Source organism: Nocardioides sp. NPDC023903 (assembly GCF_040639295.1).
Lineage (GTDB): Bacteria > Actinomycetota > Actinomycetes > Propionibacteriales > Nocardioidaceae > Nocardioides.
Genome location: NZ_JBEZZS010000014.1, coordinates 57628 through 75179 on the forward strand (window position 1 = coordinate 57628; position 17552 = coordinate 75179).

Here is a 17552-nt window from a genome sequence, read left to right on the forward strand (position 1 = left end):
CGTTCGCCACAGCTGCGGTCTCGCCCACCAGAGGTGAAGATTCGGCTGAGAATCGGACCGCCCAGCGGGACTGTCGACTATGACCCAACAGGGCCATTGACATATCGTCCTCCGAATGAGTTCGAACTGGCGCGCCGATATTCAAGGTCTCCGTGCCGTCGCTGTCGGTCTGGTGATCGCAGGACATGCGGGGCTCTCCGGGTTCGAGGGTGGATTCGTCGGAGTCGACGTCTTCTTCGTCCTCTCCGGGTTCCTGATCACCACCCTGCTGCTGCGTGAGACCGACCGCAGCGGCACGGTCAGCATCAGCCAGTTCTACGCCCGCCGCGCCCGCCGGATCCTGCCGGCGGCGACCGCGACGATGCTGGTCGTACTCACCTACAGCGCGATCGTCCTGCCCCAGACCCGCACCGACCAGATCGCGGGAGACGCAGGCTGGGCGGCGGTCTTCCTGGCCAACGTGCACTTCGCCAAGGAAGCCGTCGACTACTTCAACAACGCCGCGCCGTCGCCGTTCCAGCACTACTGGTCGCTCTCGGTCGAGGAGCAGTTCTACGTCGTCTGGCCGCTGCTGGTGCTCGCCGTCGCCCTCTGGATCCCGAAGCACCACCGCCGCCGGGCGATCACCGCGCTCGCCGCGCTCGTGGCGGTGGTCAGCTTCGCCTGGTCGCTGCACGCCACCGCCGCAGACCCGACAACGGCCTACTTCTCCACGCCCGCCCGGGCTTTCGAGCTCGCCGCCGGCGCCCTGCTCGCCTGCCTCGCGGGACGTCTGCAGGTCGCCACGAGCGCGACGCGGACCGGTCGTCTCGCCGCGACAGCCCTCGGCATCGTCGGCGTCGGCACCCTCGTCTACGCCACCGCCAACTTCAGCGAAGCGACCCACTTCCCGGGCTGGCACGCCCTGGTACCGGTGCTCGCCACGGTCGCGCTCCTGGTCGCCGGCCCCGCCACCCCGACCGGCTGGCTGCTCTCGAAGCAGCCCTTCCGCTACCTCGGCGACATCTCGTTCAGCCTCTACCTGTGGCACTGGCCGATCCTGATCCTCGCCCCCGAGGCGATCCCCGGCGGCGGCATCCGCCAGTTGCTGATCATGCTGGCGCTCATCCTGGCCGCCTCCGCAGCGAGCTACCACTGGATCGAGATGCCGTTCCAGCGCCACAAGATCCCGCATCTCACCAAGGGCCGCCGCGCGCTCGCCCTCTGGCCCGCTGCCGCCGCCCTCGCCCTGGTCGCGGGCACGAGCTCGCAGGCGTACGCGGGCTATCAGGTCAACGTCGCCAAGGCCAACGCCGAGGAATGGTTCCAGGAGAACCCGGACGTCCTCGAGACCGACGACAAGCCGGTCACCGGCGTGCTGAAGAAGACGATCAAGGCCGCCGAGGAAGGTGCACCGCTGCCCCCGGAGGTCGAGTTCGACGCCACCGACTCGTGGGCCGAGCGCGGCGGCTACTGCTACGCGGGCTACGGCGAGACCAAGCTCGACGGCGACTGCGTCTACGGCGACGGCAAGGCGGACCGCACCGTGGCCGTCGTCGGCGACTCCCACATCGGGATGTGGCTGCCGGCGCTCGACACCCTCGCCGAGCGCCAGAACGTGAAGCTGGTCCCGTTCGTGAAGCTCGGTTGCGCCGCGTACGGGGTGAAGCAGAAGTCCTCGAAGATGACCGTCGCCGAGTGCGAGGACTTCCGGAAGTGGACCAACGAGCAGATCGCCGAGCTCGCCCCGGACACGATCGTCGTCGGCGCCCGCGGCATGCTCGACATGGAGGAGCGCGACGGCGTCTCGACCGAGGAGCAGTGGCGCGAGGGCGTACGCGACGGCGTCGCCGACTTCGAGAAGATCACCCCGGACGTACGCGTCTTCGCCGATGTCCCCTCCGTCGACAACGACCCCGGCGAGTGCCTCTCCGACGCCCGCAACCTCCTCGAGGACTGCGTCGTGAAGGCCGACGGCACCGAGGTCGACTCCAACGAGGTGACCCAGGACGCGCTCAAGGGGACCGAGGCGGCGTACGTCGACATCGTCGACCTCGTCTGCACCGAGCGCTGCCCGCTCGTCGTCGGCGACGTCGTCACCTACTACGACGACTCCCACATCACCGCGACCTGGGTCGACCGGGTCACCCCGGCGCTCGGGCATCGGCTCGGACGCCTGGACCGTTCCGCCTAGAACACATTTCAGTTCTGGACCGGCGGAGCCATTGCCGTAGCGGTTCCGGAGCGGGAGAATCGAAAGTTGCCGGGCGGGGCAGTCAGTCCCCTCACCGCCCCGCCCGGCCCACGTCTCGGACCGACGCAGGTTGGGCATCCCCCTCTTGCCCAACCCACGCTGCGGCCCCGAAACCGCCTGCCTCCCCCAAGGCGGCGGCGCCAGCGTCCGAACCGAATTCCCCCGAATCTCGGTCCGGACAGTCCCAAGGAGTACGCGGCAGACCCGCTGATACAAGGTCTTCAAGAATTTTCTTCCCGCCGTGCTCAAGCCGCCCGTCAGCACCTCCAGCGGCCCAACGCGAGTTGCCTCGTTCCCCTCCCGGGTGCTGCACGACGCCACTAGCCTGCTACGCATGCCCGGCCCAGGAATGCTCACGCTGATGGTGCTGCCAGCAGTCATCGGCCTCATCATCGTCGCCCGCCCCAACGTCGCAGCGTCGCTGACGAACCTCCGAGGCAAATGGCTGATTGTTCTGGCCGCAGCCCTCCAGTTCGTACAAGTCGAGGGATGGTGGCCCGAGCAGGTTCCAGCGGCCCTTGAGCGGCGTGCATACGCCGTCTTCGTCGTGCTCATCGCAGTTGGATTCTGCTGGCTGAATCGCTCACTTTGGTCCCGGCGCTCTGGCCGATGGGCGCTCTCGCTTATCCCGCTCGGAACCGCATCCAACTCCATACCCATCGCTGCCCTTGGAGCGATGCCTTACAGCCTCCCAGGCGCACGGGTCGCGGGCTACTCCGACGCGGAGTTGGTGACTGATGCACCTGGATACATACGGTTGGATGACGTGTCCCAGCTCTGGATCCCGCTGGCTGACATCATCCCAGTTCCGGTGCTGATGAAGGTTCTCAGCGTCGGCGATCTTCTCCTCATCGCCGGACTGGTTCTGCTGATCGTCGCTTGCTATAGATCCGACACCTCGGTATCCGAACCCGTCGCTGCCCCGGAGGCGCCCACCGAATCGTCGGTGTAATCGCACCGATTCGCCTCTACCCAAGAGAGGAGGAAACCGCTGATGTCGATGAACGGCCTCAAGTCCCGCGCTTACCTCGCGGCCACCACCGCCGTCACGACGGCCCTGGCCGTCTACGCCCTCGCCGCCCCGCATAACAAGCCGAACTAGGCCCGAACTTCGCCGCCTCGACTACATCCGACGCGATGTGCTCTTCAGTTGGCCACCGCGTCGAGAAGCCGACGCTCGAGAGGAGGAGCAGATGAGCACGAACGAACTCAAGGCACGCGCATACCTTGCGGCAACGACCGCCGTCACTACGGCACTGGCGATCTACGCTTTCGCGGCGCCACACAACAGGCCTACCTAAGCCCCGATTGGATGGGTGAGGGCCGGGCCGGTCCTCACCCATCTACGTTGATCGCGGCGTCCTACGAGAAGCAGACGAACGGGGCAGGCGCGGAGTCAGCGTCTGCTGCTGGAACGGCACCAGCGAGTGCCTCCGCAGGGACCAGGCCCTTGGCGAGCCCAGCGTGGAGGTCACTGAAGACCTTGTGTGCGACCTCGTCCGCCACAACCGCCGGTGAGGCGATCACCACCCGAGTGCCCGCGTGGAGCCAGGCACCGACGAGGCCAATCAGTTCCTCGCCCCACCGGACGTTCGACCGCCCGACCTCGCACGCCGACAGCAGTACGACGTCAGGAACTGCGGCAAGAAGATCGATGTCGTAACCGTGCCAAGCGCCGTCGGTCAGCTCGACGCCTGAGAAGAGCGGGTTCTCGGCCGAGTGACGCCCGTGGGCAGCGATGTGCAGTACGTCGACCTCCTGGGCGAGGCTCGCCACCGCGTCGGCTGAGGCCTCATCGCCGGTAAGGCACCGCGCACCGGGCCAGGAGGCAGCGCTCCCTGTGACTTCATCCGGCGCCCTCATCACGCGGGGTCCGGCAACGAATCCGGCTGAGTCCAGCCGTACTGGAGTGGCTCCGCGGGCCAACCAGGTTGTGGCGCTCTGTGCCACGGTGACCGGCCTGCCAACGAATCCCGTCAGCAGAGTCCAAGGGACGGGCGCCAAGACCGCAGACGGTGTGAGAACGACCGGCCTATCGCCGATGTAGTCGATCAGTGGAGCGACCAACATGTTCGAGAGCCGAACCATGCGGTCTACGAGGTCGCCGCGCACAGCAGCGCCAAGAGGACCCGGCAGGTGCGTAGCCGCTACGTCGAGATCGGGCAGAAGGCCGCCCAGCATTCCACGGAGGGACCCGCTGTCGCCGAGGTCGACACGCTTCACAGCATCGGCGGTCACCACGAGAGCGACGACGCGCTCCGCTGCGACGACATAAGCCACCAGGGCACACTCGTCGAGGCGCTCTTGCAGGTCGCTCAAGGAGATCGGATCAGCCACCTGACCCGAACCTTTGACCTGCCAAGCGCGCTCCCGAATCTCTTGCCTGAGTTGTGCTTCCCGTTCAGCAGCGACGCCGCCACGCAGCTCGGCAAGCATCTCGGCCAACGCCGGGTCTGACGGCGGGCGCACCGATTGGACCCTTGACGCCAACATCCGAGCACGCTCCGACCATTCGAAGAGCACATCCGCATCGCCTGAGTCGACGGCCAGCTCCAAACCCCGGCGAGCGAGGGTGCGGCCGTGTCCGGCAACGTTGGTCTGCAGGTCCAGGCTTCCGAACGAACTCTGCCACCGATGAAACTCGTCGAGCCCCGCCCGAATCTCGCGGAGCCCAGCCACAGCTCGGTCCGCGGCCACCGCCAGCTCGGCTCTGAGCTCTCGCTCCAGAAGACGGATGTCGATGGGCGCCTCGGGCGGGACCGGGCCGATGACCCTGCCGCTCGCTGGTCTCGTCGGCAGGCCGGCGTTCTCTGCCGAACGGATGCGCGCGAGCCGAGCCTGCAAGCGCACTCGGAGCGCCGGCCAGTTCAGGCCTTGTTCCTCGAGCGGACTGGCCAGCGACTCGCCGTCCTCGCTCGCACCTTGGCCCGCCGTCACGGCCGCCTCGAACGCCACCGCCCGCGCTCGCAACGCCAGTCCCGGCGCTCGCGCCTCCTCGAACCAGCCCAGCGCCGAGCGTGCCACCCGCTCCGCCTCGACCGGATCGGTCGCGACCAGATGAGATGCCAGCACCAACTCAGCCTCTCCCTGCCGCTGCCGCTGGCCCTTCGATCCGTAGGCCTCTGCCGCCTGCCGGAGCATCTCGCCACCCTGCCGCGTCAGCCCCGCCGCCATCAGCACCTCGGCCCGATCCGCGTCACACACTGCCTTCACCAGCGGCCCGGCTGCAGCCTGGAGGTCGTACGACGACTCCATCAGCGCTAGGGCGCCAACCAAGTCGCCGGAGAGGAAGAGCGCGTACGCGCGGTTATGGTCGGCCTTGGCAGCCGAAACGTCCTCTCCCGACTCACGAAGTAGGCAGCTGCGGTCTCGAAGTCCGCCGCGGCGGAAATGGTGGCGTGGCGGTCGAGATGAACAGTGCCGCGGTTAAGGTACGCCCTGGCTAGCTCCAACCGATCGTCGAGCGCATCGATCGACTGGTCGAATGCCTCAAGCGCTTCCTGTGCACGACCAGCGCGCCGGAGCAATGTCGCACGCTGTTGCAGCAGAGCGCCGCGCGTGGCTCGGGCCAGATCCTCAAAGCGCAGTGCTCGATCGCACAACGCAAGGGCGTGATCTAGATTTGAACGGTCGGCCGCGATGTACGCCAACGTTGACTCGACCCGCGCCACCAGGGCCGGGTCCGCGGCCGCCCTCAACGCCTCTTCAAGCAGATCCTTGGCATCATCGAGCCTGCCTGCGTTAACCGCAGACACGCCACGTTGATGCAGCTCGTCAGGGCTGGCCGTCCCCATGTCAGCGCGCTTCTGAGCCTTGTCTCAATGACGTCAGACCCTCCAGGGCTGCCCAAAGCCGCGCAGTGTCCTGCTTCAGGTCACCGGATGGCCCAGCGTCGAGGAGCCGTTGCGCGATACGTCCAGCAAGCAAGGGCGCTGCGAAGGACGTGCCGCTCCAGGTGCCGAAGCCCCCGCCGAAATCATCCGGATCAATCGATGCGCGAGGCCTTCCCTGGAACTCGGTGGCGATGGCCGCTTGGTAGCCCCCCTGGAAGGTCACCGGGAATGTGCTGACCAAGCCCGCTCCCCGGTCGTAGGCACGTACCCACGGCCCTGAGTTGCTGAACAGCGCATCGGTCGTGCCGTTAGGATTCAGGGCTCCGACCGAAACGATCGGAAGCATGTTTGGGCGAAGCTGGACGGGGCTGTTTCCGTCGCTCCACGGAGCGAAGGCTGCTGGAAACAGAGGGCGCGACGTGGCGTCGTTGCCGGCCGAGCAGACGACGAGTGTCCCGTTAGCCGACAGGTCTGCAAGGATGTCATAGAGCGTCCCGTCGAAGAGCTCATCCTCTGGCGTCTCGTGGTAATAACCCATCGACAGCGTCAACACGTCGATGCGCCGACCGTGCGGATCACCCTTCCGATAGAGATGCACCAACTCTGCGATCTGGGCGAGAGCAGTGATCCAGCCCGTTTCCGCGATCGGGCCGTCCGGCGGCACGATCCGCCAAGAGAGGATCTCAGCGTCGGGGCAGGCTTGGTGCACCAGGCCGGCGATGAATGTCCCGTGTCCCGCCAACGGGTCGATCAAGCCATCTAGGGGACCGACCTGATCGGCGTCCAGCTCCGAATTGGGGACGCTAGACGGCCACCCGATCGCCTGGCCGTCGAGTTGCACGTCACGCTCGACGAACTCCAACCACGGGTGTGGGCCACAGCCGGTGTCGAGAACGGCGACGACAGGTCGCTCGTCGATCTCGTCGTCTTTCCGCCTCCAGGGCCCCGCTCCGACGAAGGCAACGGGTTGACGTCCTCCCGTTCCCAGCGGGTCATATCCACTCTCGTTATTGGCCTCGTTATGCGGGTTCGACTCGTTATGCGGGTTCGACTCGTTATGCGGGTTGGACTCGTTGTGGGGATTCGACTCGTTGTGCGGAACTGGCACCAGCACATGTTCGAGGCTCACACCGCGAACGTTCTCGGGACCGTCCGCTCGCAGGTACTGGAGAACCGTCCACGCGTCAGGAGCCTGCGATGCCCGACCCGGCCGCACCGCCAGCCGCACACGTCGGACGCCGAAACGCAACTCCGTCGCACACTCCGGCTCATCCTCGGCGATCGCTCGCCAGCCCAGACCCTTGGCAGCCTTCTCAATCCGCTTGAAGGTGTCTTCGAAGTCGACCGACTTGGATACGAGCAGGACAGCCGAGGAGTAGATGGTCGAGCGGGCAGAGACGCCGTCGACGGCGACCGCGTTGGTCGGGTCGAGCACACGTGCCTCGGTCGATCCGTATGCCACTGACAACCGTGGCTCACGCTTGGAATGCACTGTTACTCCTGGGTCAGATCTCGAACGTGGGGGTGAGGAAGGCTGACGAACCGTCGGCGGGTTCGAAGCGGAGCCGGATGAGGCCGGCGGGCAACGAGGTGAGCTCGAAGCGACCCGAGGCTCCGAGGGTGACGGCGACGATCGGCGTACGGACGTCGTCGGCGCGGACGGCGCGGACAGTCATGGGTGAGCCGGGGACGACCCAGCCGTCGAGGCGGGCGGTGGTGTCGGTGTCGGAGGCGACGCGCACGAGTACGTCGACGCCGGACTGCGCGAAGCGCAGGGTGTAGGCAGAGCGGGCGGAGGCAGGGGCGGCGGAGCGTACTCCGGCCGCCTCGGCACCCGAGGACTCCACCAGGAGCATCAGCTCGAGGTCGAGCCCGAGTCCGGACTCCTCGGCGGCGCCGGCGGCGGCCGCCTGCATCCGGGAGATCAGGCCTCCGGGGACGGGGTCACCAGCAACATAAGCCTGTCGAACCAGCCCCAACAGCTCTTCGCGAGTGGGCTCCTCCGAGCGACCCATCACGACACCCCCTCTTCGCGCAGTGCGTCCCGCAGCTTCCCGAGACAGCGGCCGCGGGTGGGGCCGATGCTGCCGATGGGCATCTGGAGCTCTTCGGCCAGGCCGGCGTAGTCGGGCCGGTCGGAGAAGGCGACCACGCGCAGCAGCCGTCGGCACCGCTCCGGCAACGACTCAACAGCCGCCCAGATGAGCGAGTTGCGGTCGCCCTCGACGACCAGGGACTCCGCCGAGCGCTGTGTCGGGACGCGCGACTCGAGCGCCTCGTCCTCCACAGGTACGTCCCGCCCGGACCGCTTCGCGACCCGCCACGCCTCGCGGCGCGTGGTCAGAGTGAGCCAGGCGCCGACGGCCGCGGTGTCGAGGATCGAGGAGTGCTTGCGTACGAAGGTGAGCCAGGTGGTCTGGACGACGTCCTCGGCCTGCTCCTGGGTGAGCCGGTAGGAGCGCGCGACCTGCCACAGGACCGGGGTCATCGTCGCGACCAGCTCGTCGAGGGCGGCGGAGTCGCCGCTGAGCCAACGGTCGAAGTCGGCCGTGGCCCGGGACCATACGGTCACGGGTGCGTCGGCATGACCGATCCCCCGTGGTACCCGTGTCACAGTCCCCTCCTCGACCGGCGGCCTCCGGATCGGCGGCGAGCCGTTGGGGGGCCAGATGGCGCGCGGGCGCGCCATCGTGGTGGTCATAGTTGCTGTCACGACTATAAGGAGGCCCAGGCCCCAGCCGTGATACATCTGGTCGCAGACAATAGCGTCTCAGCGGCCCTGACTCACTAGGGAGCGGCGCAATTGTCCCCACATTGGGGGCGGTGGGACGCTTACGGACGGTGATCTCGACCGGCTCGACGACCGGGATTCGGCCCTACCGCCTGAGCGGGTAGCCTTCTGCGGGTGAGTCTCACCGTGCGCCCCATCACCGCTGCGGAGCATCTCGCCTTCATCGAGAAGCAACGCAGCGTGAGCTTCCTCCAGACCCCCTCGTGGGCACGGGTCAAGACCGAGTGGCGCTCGGAGTCGATCGGGTGGTTCGACAGCCTCCAGGGTGGTGCCCTCGTCGGCGCCGCGCTGGTGCTGCACCGGCCGGTCCCGAAGCTGGAGCGGTTCACCCTCGCCTACCTGCCGGAAGGCCCGAGCATCGACTGGTCGGGCGATCTCGCTCCGTGGCTGGAGCCCCTGGCGACGTACCTGAAGAAGAACCACGCCTTCGGCATCCGGATCGGCCCGCCGGTCACGACGGCGACCTGGAGCGCGGCGCAGGTCAAGGACGGCATCGCCGACGACACCGTCCAGCGGCTCAACCAGCTCACCCCGACCCACCGCGACGCCACCGGCGCGCGCGTGGTCTCGCAGCTCAGGGCAGCCGGCTGGAAGCTCCAGTCCCCCGAGGACGGCTTCGGCGCGGGACAGCCGCAGTACAACTTCGTCATCCCGCTGGCCCACGAGGACGGCACCCCGAAGACCGAGGACGAGGTCCTCAAGGGGATGAACCAGCTCTGGCGCCGCAACATCAAGAAGGCCGCCAAGATGGGCGTCGAGGTCACCGTCAGCTCGCCCGTCAAGCCGGCCGACGGAGACTTCGAGGGCGACCTGAGCGCGTTCCACGACCTCTACGTCCACACCGCCGAGCGCGACCACTTCACCCCGCGCCGCCGTGACTACTTCAAGACGATGTTCGCGGCGATGTCGGCGGAGGACCCGGAGCGGATCAAGCTCTTCATCGCCCGTCACGAGGGCGACGTGGTGGCGTCCACGATCATGGTCCGCGTCGGGCAGTACGCCTGGTACTCCTACGGTGCCTCCTCGACCGAGAAGCGAGACGTACGTGGCTCAAACGCCCTCCAGTGGGCGATGATCCAGGACGCCATGGCCGCCGGCGCGACCAGCTACGACCTGCGCGGCATCACTCCGACGCTCTCCACCGACGACTCCCACGTGGGGCTGATCCAGTTCAAGGTCGGCACCGGTGGCCAGGCGGTGGAGTACGCCGGGGAGTGGGACCTGCCGCTGAACAAGCCGATCTACACGGCCTTCGATGTCTACATGAAGAGGCGCTGATCTCCGTATGCCGCTGAAACTGACCGTTGACGCCGATCGCTGGCGCAAGCACGTCCAGACCTTCGCCGAGGCGACCCCTGGCCTGGTCCCGGTGGCGAAGGGCAACGGCTACGGCCTCACCCTGCGCAAGCTCGCCCACCAGACCGAGTGGCTCAACAGCCTCGGCACCGGCGTCGACACGCTCGCGGTGGGCACCTACAACGAGGTGTGGGAGGTAGCGACCCGGTTCAGCGGATCGATCTACGTCCTCACCCCGTGGCGGCCCTACTCGCCCGAGATCAACCCGGAGATCGCCGACCGGATCATCCACACGATCAGCCGCCCCGAGGACCTGCCGCTGCTCCTTGAGCGCCAGCCCGGCGCGCGGGTCATCCTCGAGCTGGTCACCTCGATGCGCCGCCACGGGATGACCCCGAGCGATCTGTGGCCGACCGCCGCCGTCGCCCGCGAGCACGCCCGCTTCGAGGGCATTACCATGCACTTCGGCCTCGACGGCGGTTCGCTGGCCGAGGTACGCGCCCAGATGGACGCCGTCGTCGGCGCCGAGGCGAAGACGGTGTGGGTCTCGCACCTGAGCGCCAACGAGCTGGCCCAGCTTCGCGCCGCCTACGGCGACATCACCTTCCGGCCCCGCGTCGGCACCGCGCTCTGGCTCGGTGACCGCGGCGCGCTCACCGTGACCGCCACCGTCGAGGACGTACACCCGCTCGAGCGGGGCTACTCCTACGGCTACCGCGGTCGCACCGCGATGCGCGCCGGTCACCTGGTCGTCGCCTCCGGCGGCACCGCCCACGGGATCGGGCTCGAGGCGCCGCTGGGCGACACCCATCTGCGCTCCCGTGCCCTCGCGGTCGCACGTGGTGGGCTCGACGCCATGGGGCAGTCGCGCTCGCCGTACACGCTCGATGGCAAGGCGCTCTGGTTCTCCGAGCCGCCACACATGCAGGAGTCGATGCTCACGCTTCCCGCGGGCGCGCGCGTGCCCGAGGTCGGCGAGGAGCTCGAGGTGCGGGTGCGTTACACCGCGACCTCGTTCGACGAGATCATCCTGGATTCCTGAGCCTCGGCCTCCACGGTCGCCTCGGTCCACCGGACCGGGTCGCGCCACGGCTCGTAGATCTCCCGGACCACGACGACGATCAGATAGATCTCGGCGGCTACCCGGGCGATGATCGCGAACCAGTACACCGGCTGGTCACCGCCGCTGCCGGCCAGCAGATCCGCGAGATACCACCAGACCGCGACGAAGTAGAAGAGCTCACCGGCCTGCCAGATCAGCTGGTCACGCCAGCGCGGCACGGCGAGGACGGCCAGCGGCAGCAGCCACAGGACGTACTGCGGTGAATACACCTTGTTGACCAGCAGGAACCCGGCGACGATCAGGAAGCCGAGCTGCGCCAGCCGCGGTGTCTCCCGGGCCGTCAGACCGATGATGAGTACGCCGCTGCACCAGGCGATGAAGAAGGCCCAGGAGACGAGGTTGACCGTGTGCGCCGAGATCGCCGCGTCGCTGGTCTGCTGGAACACGAGCCACAGCGAGCCGAGGTCGGGACCGCGCTCGGAGTTGAAGCTCCAGAAGACCTTCCACTCCTCGAGCCCGGTGGCCATCGCGGGGAGGTTGGCGAGCACCCAGGCGAGGACCGTCGCCAGGGCGGCGACCGCCAGGTCGTAGTAGCGGCGGCGCCGGATGCAGATCACCACTAGTCCGCCGAGCAGGAAGAGCGGATAGAGCTTGGTCGCGCAGCCGAGCCCGATCAGGATGCCCGTCAGCAGCGGCCGATCGCGCGACCACGCCCACAGCGCACCGGCGACGAAGACCACCGCCAGCATGTCCCAGTTGATGATCCCCGTCGCCGCCAGCACCGGGGCGAGCGCGAAGGCGGCCGCGTCCCAGGGCCGTCGGCGATGCGTACGCGCCAGGAACCAGGCGGAGAGCAGCGCCGCGACCGCGAAGCCGATCACATTGACGATGATGAAGACCCGGATCTCATGGTGCATGCCGGGCAGACCCCAGAAGCTCGAGGTCTCAACGAGATGGCGCTCGTCCTCGTCGGGGGTGTCGGTCAGCCAGTCGGTGACGTGGGACGTCGCCCAGGCGTAGTAGGAGATGCCGACCGGATACTCCATCACCTGCTGGTAGCGCGCCCGGACCTCAGGATCGGCGGAGTAGGGCCACTCGTGCTCGGCCAGGCCGCGGTCGACGTAGAGGTAGGGCAGGTCGGAGTAGCAGAAGTGGGTGTATCTGGTGTCGCCGTTGGTCCAGGTGGCGTTGTAGCAGGTCTGCTTGGAGACCATCCCGATCGCGAAGGTGAGCGCGGTCAGGAGCAGCACCAGGCCGACCGCGCTGAACCAGCGCCGTCGGCCGTGTGCGAGCCCGCCGAGAGGACCGCCCACCGCGGTGGAGGCGGTCCTGACGACCGGATCCTCCGCCGCCGGGGCGGTCACTGGACCATCTGTCACTGAGTAGTGCCCTCTTCGGTGCCTGAGCCATTGCCTCCGCCATTATTGCCGTCGGCGGGCGGCGAGGACGACTCACAGTCGCCGAACCAGTCACATGCTGTCTCGGTGACCTCCGGTTCGGTCGACTCCGACTCGTCGGGGGTCGTGCCCTCGCCGGGCAAGCCGTCGGTTGCGCCGTCCGAGGGACTCTGGCTCTCCTCCGGCTCCTCGATCGGGATGCAGAGACCCTTGCGCTCGTCCTTCCTGGAGCAGTCCTCAGACGGCGTCGGAGTCGGCTTCGGGGTGGCGATCAGCGACGGGTCGTGACCGTCCTCCGGGGCCTCGCCGTCCATCCATGCGGGCTCGGGGAACTCCTCGAGATCCATGTCATCGGTCAGTTCGCCCATGATGGCTGCCCAAGTCTCGGCCGGGTAGCTGGCGCCATAGTAGGAGTCGAGCCAACCGTCCAACCGGCCGTTGCCGGTGCCGCGGACGTACATCACAGCGGTGGAGAGCTGCGGCGTGTAACCGGCGAACCATGCCGAGGAGACGTACGACTCGTCGCCAGAACCCATGGTTGCAGTACCAGTCTTACCGGCAGCCGGCTGGGCGATGACGCCTGCCGACTGGCCGGTGCCGTCCTTGACCACTTGCTGGAGAGCGTAGGACGTGTCGTCGGCGGCATCCTCGGACATCGCCCGCTCTTCGCCGTCGCGTTGGTTCCACTCGTATTTGACGTTGCCCTCCGCGTCGACGACCTTCGAGACGATGTGCACCGTGTTTCGCACGCCTCCGTTGGCGATGGTCGCGAAGGAGTTGGCCATGTTGATCGGGCTGACCTGCGCCTTACCGAGCGTGACAAGGTAGTCGGTCGGATCCATGTCGGGTGAGAACGCCGGCATCGAGCGGTAATCCGCAGGTGCGTCCTTCGCCGATTGCTCCATCGGCGGGATGCCCGCCTTGACGGCCTGCTCCCAGACGTCGCGGTGGTTGTTGGGCAAGGCCTGCGACATCTCGACAAAGGAGGTGTTAATCGACTCCTCCATGGCCTTGATCCCGGTCACGTACTTTCCATACGAGTGACCGGTCGGGTCGGCATCAGACTGACCAGAGTTTCGGACGACCAGGTCGGTCCCGGGAATCTCCATACCGCCCTCGCCGGTCCAGGTGTCCTTCAACGAGTAGCCCGCGTCGAGCGCGGCCGCCAAAGTGAACGGCTTCATCGTCGAGCCCGCCATGCCACCGTTCGCCGCCCAGTTGATCTGGGACTGAAGGTAGTCCTGGCCACCGTAGAAGCCCTTCAAGGCTCCAGTCTTCACATCAACGGTCGCGGCCCCAACGTGAAGGGCGTTCTTCTCGTTCTTCTCGTTGTACGCCTTCTTGTCCTCCGGACGTACGTCGTTGACAGCGTCCTCCGCCGTCTTCATCGCCTTCGCGCTGAGCGTGGTGGTGACCTTCAGCCCCTTGCTGTCGATCTCCTCCTCGGTGAAGAGGGGCTCGCCGTTCTCGTTCTTGAGGGACTTCAGCTCGTTCTTCACCAGAGTGAGCGCGTGACCCTTCTGGCCACCGAGACGGCTGTCGGCCTTCGGCTTGGGGAACTTGGGCAGGGCAGCCTTCGACTTCTCGAGAGTGGCCTCGTCGTAGTCGCTGAGCGCCTTGCCCTGGGCCTTGAGCTCGGCCATGCCGTTGAGGACGTACTGATAGCGGCCGAGCAGCTCGGTGCCGCCGGCGTCGGCGCCGGACTTCTCCGGGTCGAACCCGTTCGGGTTGTTGAGGATCGCGGTGAGGGCCGCGGCCTCCTTGATGTCGAGGTCCTGGGCCGACTTGCGGAAGTAGGTCTTCGCCGCGGCCTGGACGCCGTAGGCGCCGCGGCCGAAGTAGACGGTGTTGAGGTAGCCGGTGAGGATCTGGTCCTTCGACTTCTGCCGGCTGATCTTCAGCGAGATGACCGCTTCCTTGACTTTGCGGGAGTAGGTGCGCTCCTGGGTCAGGTAGAGGTTCTTGACGTACTGCTGGGTGATCGTCGAGGCGCCGCCCTGGCTGCCGGTGGTGGCGTTGGAGAAGAGCGTGCGCGCGATGCCCTTGAGGTCGATGCCGTTGTTCTCGTAGAAGCTGCGGTCCTCGGCTGCCACGGCCGCGTCCTTCACGAGCGCCGGCATCTCGTCCTCGCTCAGCGCGTCACGGTTCTGGTCGCCCGCCTGGAAGCGGCCGACTTCCTTCTTGCCGCCGGCGTAGTAGACGAAGCTCGACTCGGCCTCGAACGCCGCGTTGGCGCTGGGGATCGAGATCATGTTGTAGGAGATGATCACCGCGCCGCTGCCGATCAGCGCCATCACCAGCGCGCAGATCGCCGCGATCTTGCCGATCCGGGCCGCCAGGGCCTTCTTGTCGAGCCCCTCGTCATCGAAGCGGCCGTTCGGCGCGCCGGCTACGGAATTGGGGTCACGCGGCCCGCGACCGCCGCCGCCACGCTCGGGACGCGCGGGCCGCTGACCGAGACGGTCGACCGGCGGCTCGCCGGGACGACGGGGTCCCGGCGGATAGGGCTGCCGCTGACCGGGGCGGGGAGCGCCGGGAGGCATCGGCCGCTGGCCGCGGGGCTGGGGGCGACCGCCTGAGGACGGCCCTTGCGGAGAACCCTGCGGACCGCCCTGGGGACGGCGCGGTGCCGGCGGACGACCGCCCGGACCACCCTGCGGAGGGCGCGGTCCGCCCTGGGGTCGTCCTTGCTGCCCGCCGGGGTTGGACCTGCGGGGACTGGCGCTACGAGGGCTGGGCCTTTGAGAAAAGCCGCCGGATGGGTCGCTCACGGGTGTTGCACTGCTCCTGTGACTGCCCGGCACGTGACCGGACGGGCTGACACTGACAATCCCCCGACGTCGCTGAATCCCCCCGAGGGAATCCCATCAACCTGACGCGCGACGCTTGCCGAACCTTGCCCGGGTGGATCCTCAGGTAGGTGAACGGCAGCCATCAGCGTACGCAATCGACGCTAGCGCTCCCGCATCCACGCCCAGCGCGCCTCAAGTCACCCGACGTCAACAGTTCGGTGACGGTTGCATCGAAGTGGTCTCTTCAGACGTATTCAGACAAGACTTAGGTCTCTATTTGCCATTGCGGATATATCGGTACGATAGGTCGTATGGCACGTCGCGCAGAGACGATCGAGTTGGCAGTCCTTGGGCTGCTGCACGAGTCGCCTATGCATGGCTACGAGCTGCGCAAGCGGCTCAACCTGATGCTGGGCTGGGGGCGAGTGCTGTCGTACGGCTCGCTCTACCCGGCTCTGAAGAAGATGCTGCGCAAGCACCTCATCGAAGAGGAGGCGCAGTCCGTCACGCCGGTGACCCGGCGGCCGCGGATCGTCTACCAGCTGACGCCTGCCGGAGAGCGTGAGTTCACCCAGCTCATGTCCGAGGTCGGTCCGATGGCTTGGGAGGACGACAACTTCGACATCAGGTTCGCGTTCTTCGGTCGCACCGACATGGAGATCAGGCTTCGCGTCCTCGAAGGACGTCGCAGCCGGCTCCAGGAGCGGCTCGACCGGGTGCAACGCGAGCTTGCCATGACCCAGAAAGAGGTCGACTCCTACGCCCGCGAGCTTCAGCGTCACGGCGTCGAGTCGGTCGAGCGGGAGGTCCGATGGCTCTCCTCTCTGATCGACGCCGAACGCAACCCCAGGCCTGCGAACGATGAGCAGGCGGCGGGTCGGGGGGATCTGGGGGATGACGATGGCGTACGCGACGAAGCGGACGTCTCGCGCACAGCGCAGAGCAGCCAAGAGAACGAGTGATGACCTCCTGGCCGGTGACGGTCAGGAGTATTGGAAGGAGCCCCGATGGGTTCGGTTCGTGTAGCAATCGCGGGAGTCGGCAACTGCGCCAGCTCCCTGGTCCAGGGTGTGGAGTACTACAGGGACGCCGACCCGGCGGCCAGCGTCCCGGGCCTCATGCACGTCACATTCGGCGACTACCACGTCTCTGACGTCGAGTTCGTCGCTGCCTTCGACGTCGACGACAAGAAGGTCGGCAAGGACCTCTCCGAGGCGATCAACGCCTCCGAGAACAACACCATCAAGATCGCCGACGTCCCGTTCAAGGGCGTCGAGGTCCAGCGTGGTCCCACGCTCGACGGTCTGGGCAAGTACTACCGCCAGACCATCTCCGAGTCGGGACTCGACCCGGTGGACGTGGTATCGGTCCTTCGCGAGAAGGAGGTCGACGTCCTCGTCTCCTACCTTCCGGTCGGCTCGGAGGAGGCGGACAAGTTCTACGCGCAGTGCGCGATCGACGCGGGCGTCGCCTTCGTCAACGCGCTGCCGGTCTTCATCGCCTCCGACCCCGAGTGGGCCGCGAAGTTCGAGGCCGCCGGCGTCCCGATCGTCGGTGACGACATCAAGTCGCAGGTCGGTGCCACCATCACCCACCGCGTCATGGCCAAGCTGTTCGAGGACCGCGGCGTCGCGCTTGACCGTACGTACCAGCTCAACGTCGGCGGCAACATGGACTTCAAGAACATGCTCGAGCGCGAGCGCCTGGAGTCCAAGAAGGTCTCCAAGACCCAGGCCGTGACGTCGAACCTGACCGGCGAGCTGGCCGACAAGATCGACAGCCGGAACGTGCACATCGGCCCGTCCGACTACGTGCAGTGGCTCGATGATCGCAAGTGGGCGTACGTCCGGCTCGAGGGTCGTGCGTTCGGTGATGTCCCGCTCAACCTTGAGTACAAGCTCGAGGTCTGGGACTCCCCCAACTCCGCGGGCATCATCATCGACGCCGTCCGTGCGGCGAAGATCGCCAAGGACCGCGGCATCGGCGGCCCGATCATCCCGGCCTCGGCCTACCTCATGAAGAGCCCGCCGGTTCAGATCGAGGACACCGAGGGTCGCGTTCAGCTGGAGGCGTTCATCCGCGGCGAGTGACCCTCTGCTGTTGAGCTGCCCCGGGTGCCTGGCACCCGGGGCAGTCGCATTTCCGTC

At 67.2% G+C, this 17552-nt stretch carries 13 protein-coding genes; 6 read left to right on the forward strand and 7 right to left on the reverse strand.

Annotated elements, in window-relative coordinates; all coding sequences use genetic code 11:
* Positions 1 to 115 precede the first annotated feature (115 nt).
* Positions 116 to 2173 (forward strand): acyltransferase family protein, encoded by a 2058-nt coding sequence (locus AB0F44_RS16280; protein WP_357357095.1) that lies wholly within the window; start codon positions 116 to 118, stop codon positions 2171 to 2173.
* A gap of 394 nt (positions 2174 to 2567) precedes the next feature.
* Positions 2568 to 3185, forward strand: a complete 618-nt coding sequence (locus AB0F44_RS16285; RefSeq protein ID WP_357357097.1) for a DUF5317 family protein — start codon at positions 2568 to 2570, stop codon at positions 3183 to 3185.
* 410 nt (positions 3186 to 3595) lie between these two features.
* Here AB0F44_RS16285 and AB0F44_RS16290 read toward each other — a convergent pair whose 3' ends face one another.
* From AB0F44_RS16290 to AB0F44_RS16310, 5 genes are all read right to left on the reverse strand, one after another.
* A complete protein-coding gene (locus AB0F44_RS16290; protein ID WP_357357099.1) occupies positions 3596 to 5488 on the reverse strand; it encodes a CHAT domain-containing protein in 1893 nt (630 codons plus the stop codon).
* Between the two features lie 5 nt (positions 5489 to 5493).
* Complete coding sequence (locus tag AB0F44_RS16295; protein WP_357357101.1) at positions 5494 to 6027, reverse strand: tetratricopeptide repeat protein; 534 nt, start codon at positions 6025 to 6027, stop codon at positions 5494 to 5496.
* A gap of 1 nt (position 6028) precedes the next feature.
* A complete protein-coding gene (locus AB0F44_RS16300) occupies positions 6029 to 7501 on the reverse strand; it encodes a S8/S53 family peptidase (protein ID WP_357357102.1) in 1473 nt (490 codons plus the stop codon).
* Between the two features lie 70 nt (positions 7502 to 7571).
* On the reverse strand, positions 7572 to 8081 hold the full coding sequence (locus AB0F44_RS16305; protein WP_160158716.1) for a hypothetical protein: 510 nt from the start codon (positions 8079 to 8081) through the stop codon (positions 7572 to 7574).
* Positions 8081 to 8680: a sigma-70 family RNA polymerase sigma factor gene (locus AB0F44_RS16310; RefSeq protein ID WP_357357104.1), complete on the reverse strand. Its 600-nt coding sequence runs from the start codon at positions 8678 to 8680 to the stop codon at positions 8081 to 8083. The genes AB0F44_RS16305 and AB0F44_RS16310 overlap by 1 nt, the downstream gene beginning before the upstream one ends.
* 291 nt (positions 8681 to 8971) lie before the next feature.
* Here AB0F44_RS16310 and AB0F44_RS16315 point away from each other — a divergent pair, with 291 nt between their 5' ends.
* Together AB0F44_RS16315 and AB0F44_RS16320 are read left to right on the forward strand one after the other, a co-directional pair.
* A complete protein-coding gene (locus AB0F44_RS16315; protein ID WP_357357106.1) occupies positions 8972 to 10135 on the forward strand; it encodes a peptidoglycan bridge formation glycyltransferase FemA/FemB family protein in 1164 nt (387 codons plus the stop codon).
* 7 nt (positions 10136 to 10142) lie between these two features.
* Positions 10143 to 11195, forward strand: coding sequence for an alanine racemase (locus AB0F44_RS16320; RefSeq protein WP_357357108.1), 1053 nt, complete (start codon positions 10143 to 10145; stop codon positions 11193 to 11195).
* Here AB0F44_RS16320 and AB0F44_RS16325 read toward each other — a convergent pair.
* On the reverse strand, positions 11153 to 12580 hold the full coding sequence (locus AB0F44_RS16325; RefSeq protein ID WP_357357110.1) for a glycosyltransferase 87 family protein: 1428 nt from the start codon (positions 12578 to 12580) through the stop codon (positions 11153 to 11155). The two genes, AB0F44_RS16320 and AB0F44_RS16325, sit on opposite strands and share 43 nt — an antisense overlap.
* A gap of 11 nt (positions 12581 to 12591) precedes the next feature.
* Complete coding sequence (locus AB0F44_RS16330; protein WP_357357112.1) at positions 12592 to 15156, reverse strand: transglycosylase domain-containing protein; 2565 nt, start codon at positions 15154 to 15156, stop codon at positions 12592 to 12594.
* A 560-nt stretch (positions 15157 to 15716) separates the two neighbouring features.
* On the opposite strand from AB0F44_RS16330, the gene AB0F44_RS16335 reads away from it, so the two are divergent.
* Both AB0F44_RS16335 and AB0F44_RS16340 read left to right on the forward strand, forming a co-directional pair.
* Positions 15717 to 16367, forward strand: a complete 651-nt coding sequence (locus tag AB0F44_RS16335) for a PadR family transcriptional regulator (RefSeq protein WP_350665392.1) — start codon at positions 15717 to 15719, stop codon at positions 16365 to 16367.
* 45 nt (positions 16368 to 16412) lie between these two features.
* Positions 16413 to 17495 carry an inositol-3-phosphate synthase gene (locus AB0F44_RS16340; protein WP_350665391.1) on the forward strand — a complete coding sequence of 361 codons (1083 nt, stop codon included), beginning with the start codon at positions 16413 to 16415 and terminating at the stop codon, positions 17493 to 17495.
* Positions 17496 to 17552 lie beyond the last annotated feature (57 nt).

Coding starts and splice junctions, on each gene's coding strand:
- AB0F44_RS16335 (WP_350665392.1), top strand. CDS start 15,717: ATGGCACGTCGCGCAGAGACGATCGAGTTGGCAGTCCTTGGGCTGCTG.
- AB0F44_RS16285 (WP_357357097.1), top strand. CDS start 2,568: ATGCCCGGCCCAGGAATGCTCACGCTGATGGTGCTGCCAGCAGTCATC.
- AB0F44_RS16305 (WP_160158716.1), bottom strand. CDS start 8,081: ATGGGTCGCTCGGAGGAGCCCACTCGCGAAGAGCTGTTGGGGCTGGTT.
- AB0F44_RS16340 (WP_350665391.1), top strand. CDS start 16,413: ATGGGTTCGGTTCGTGTAGCAATCGCGGGAGTCGGCAACTGCGCCAGC.
- AB0F44_RS16280 (WP_357357095.1), top strand. CDS start 116: ATGAGTTCGAACTGGCGCGCCGATATTCAAGGTCTCCGTGCCGTCGCT.
- AB0F44_RS16290 (WP_357357099.1), bottom strand. CDS start 5,488: ATGGAGTCGTCGTACGACCTCCAGGCTGCAGCCGGGCCGCTGGTGAAG.
- AB0F44_RS16320 (WP_357357108.1), top strand. CDS start 10,143: ATGCCGCTGAAACTGACCGTTGACGCCGATCGCTGGCGCAAGCACGTC.
- AB0F44_RS16330 (WP_357357112.1), bottom strand. CDS start 15,156: ATGCCTCCCGGCGCTCCCCGCCCCGGTCAGCGGCAGCCCTATCCGCCG.
- AB0F44_RS16295 (WP_357357101.1), bottom strand. CDS start 6,027: ATGGGGACGGCCAGCCCTGACGAGCTGCATCAACGTGGCGTGTCTGCG.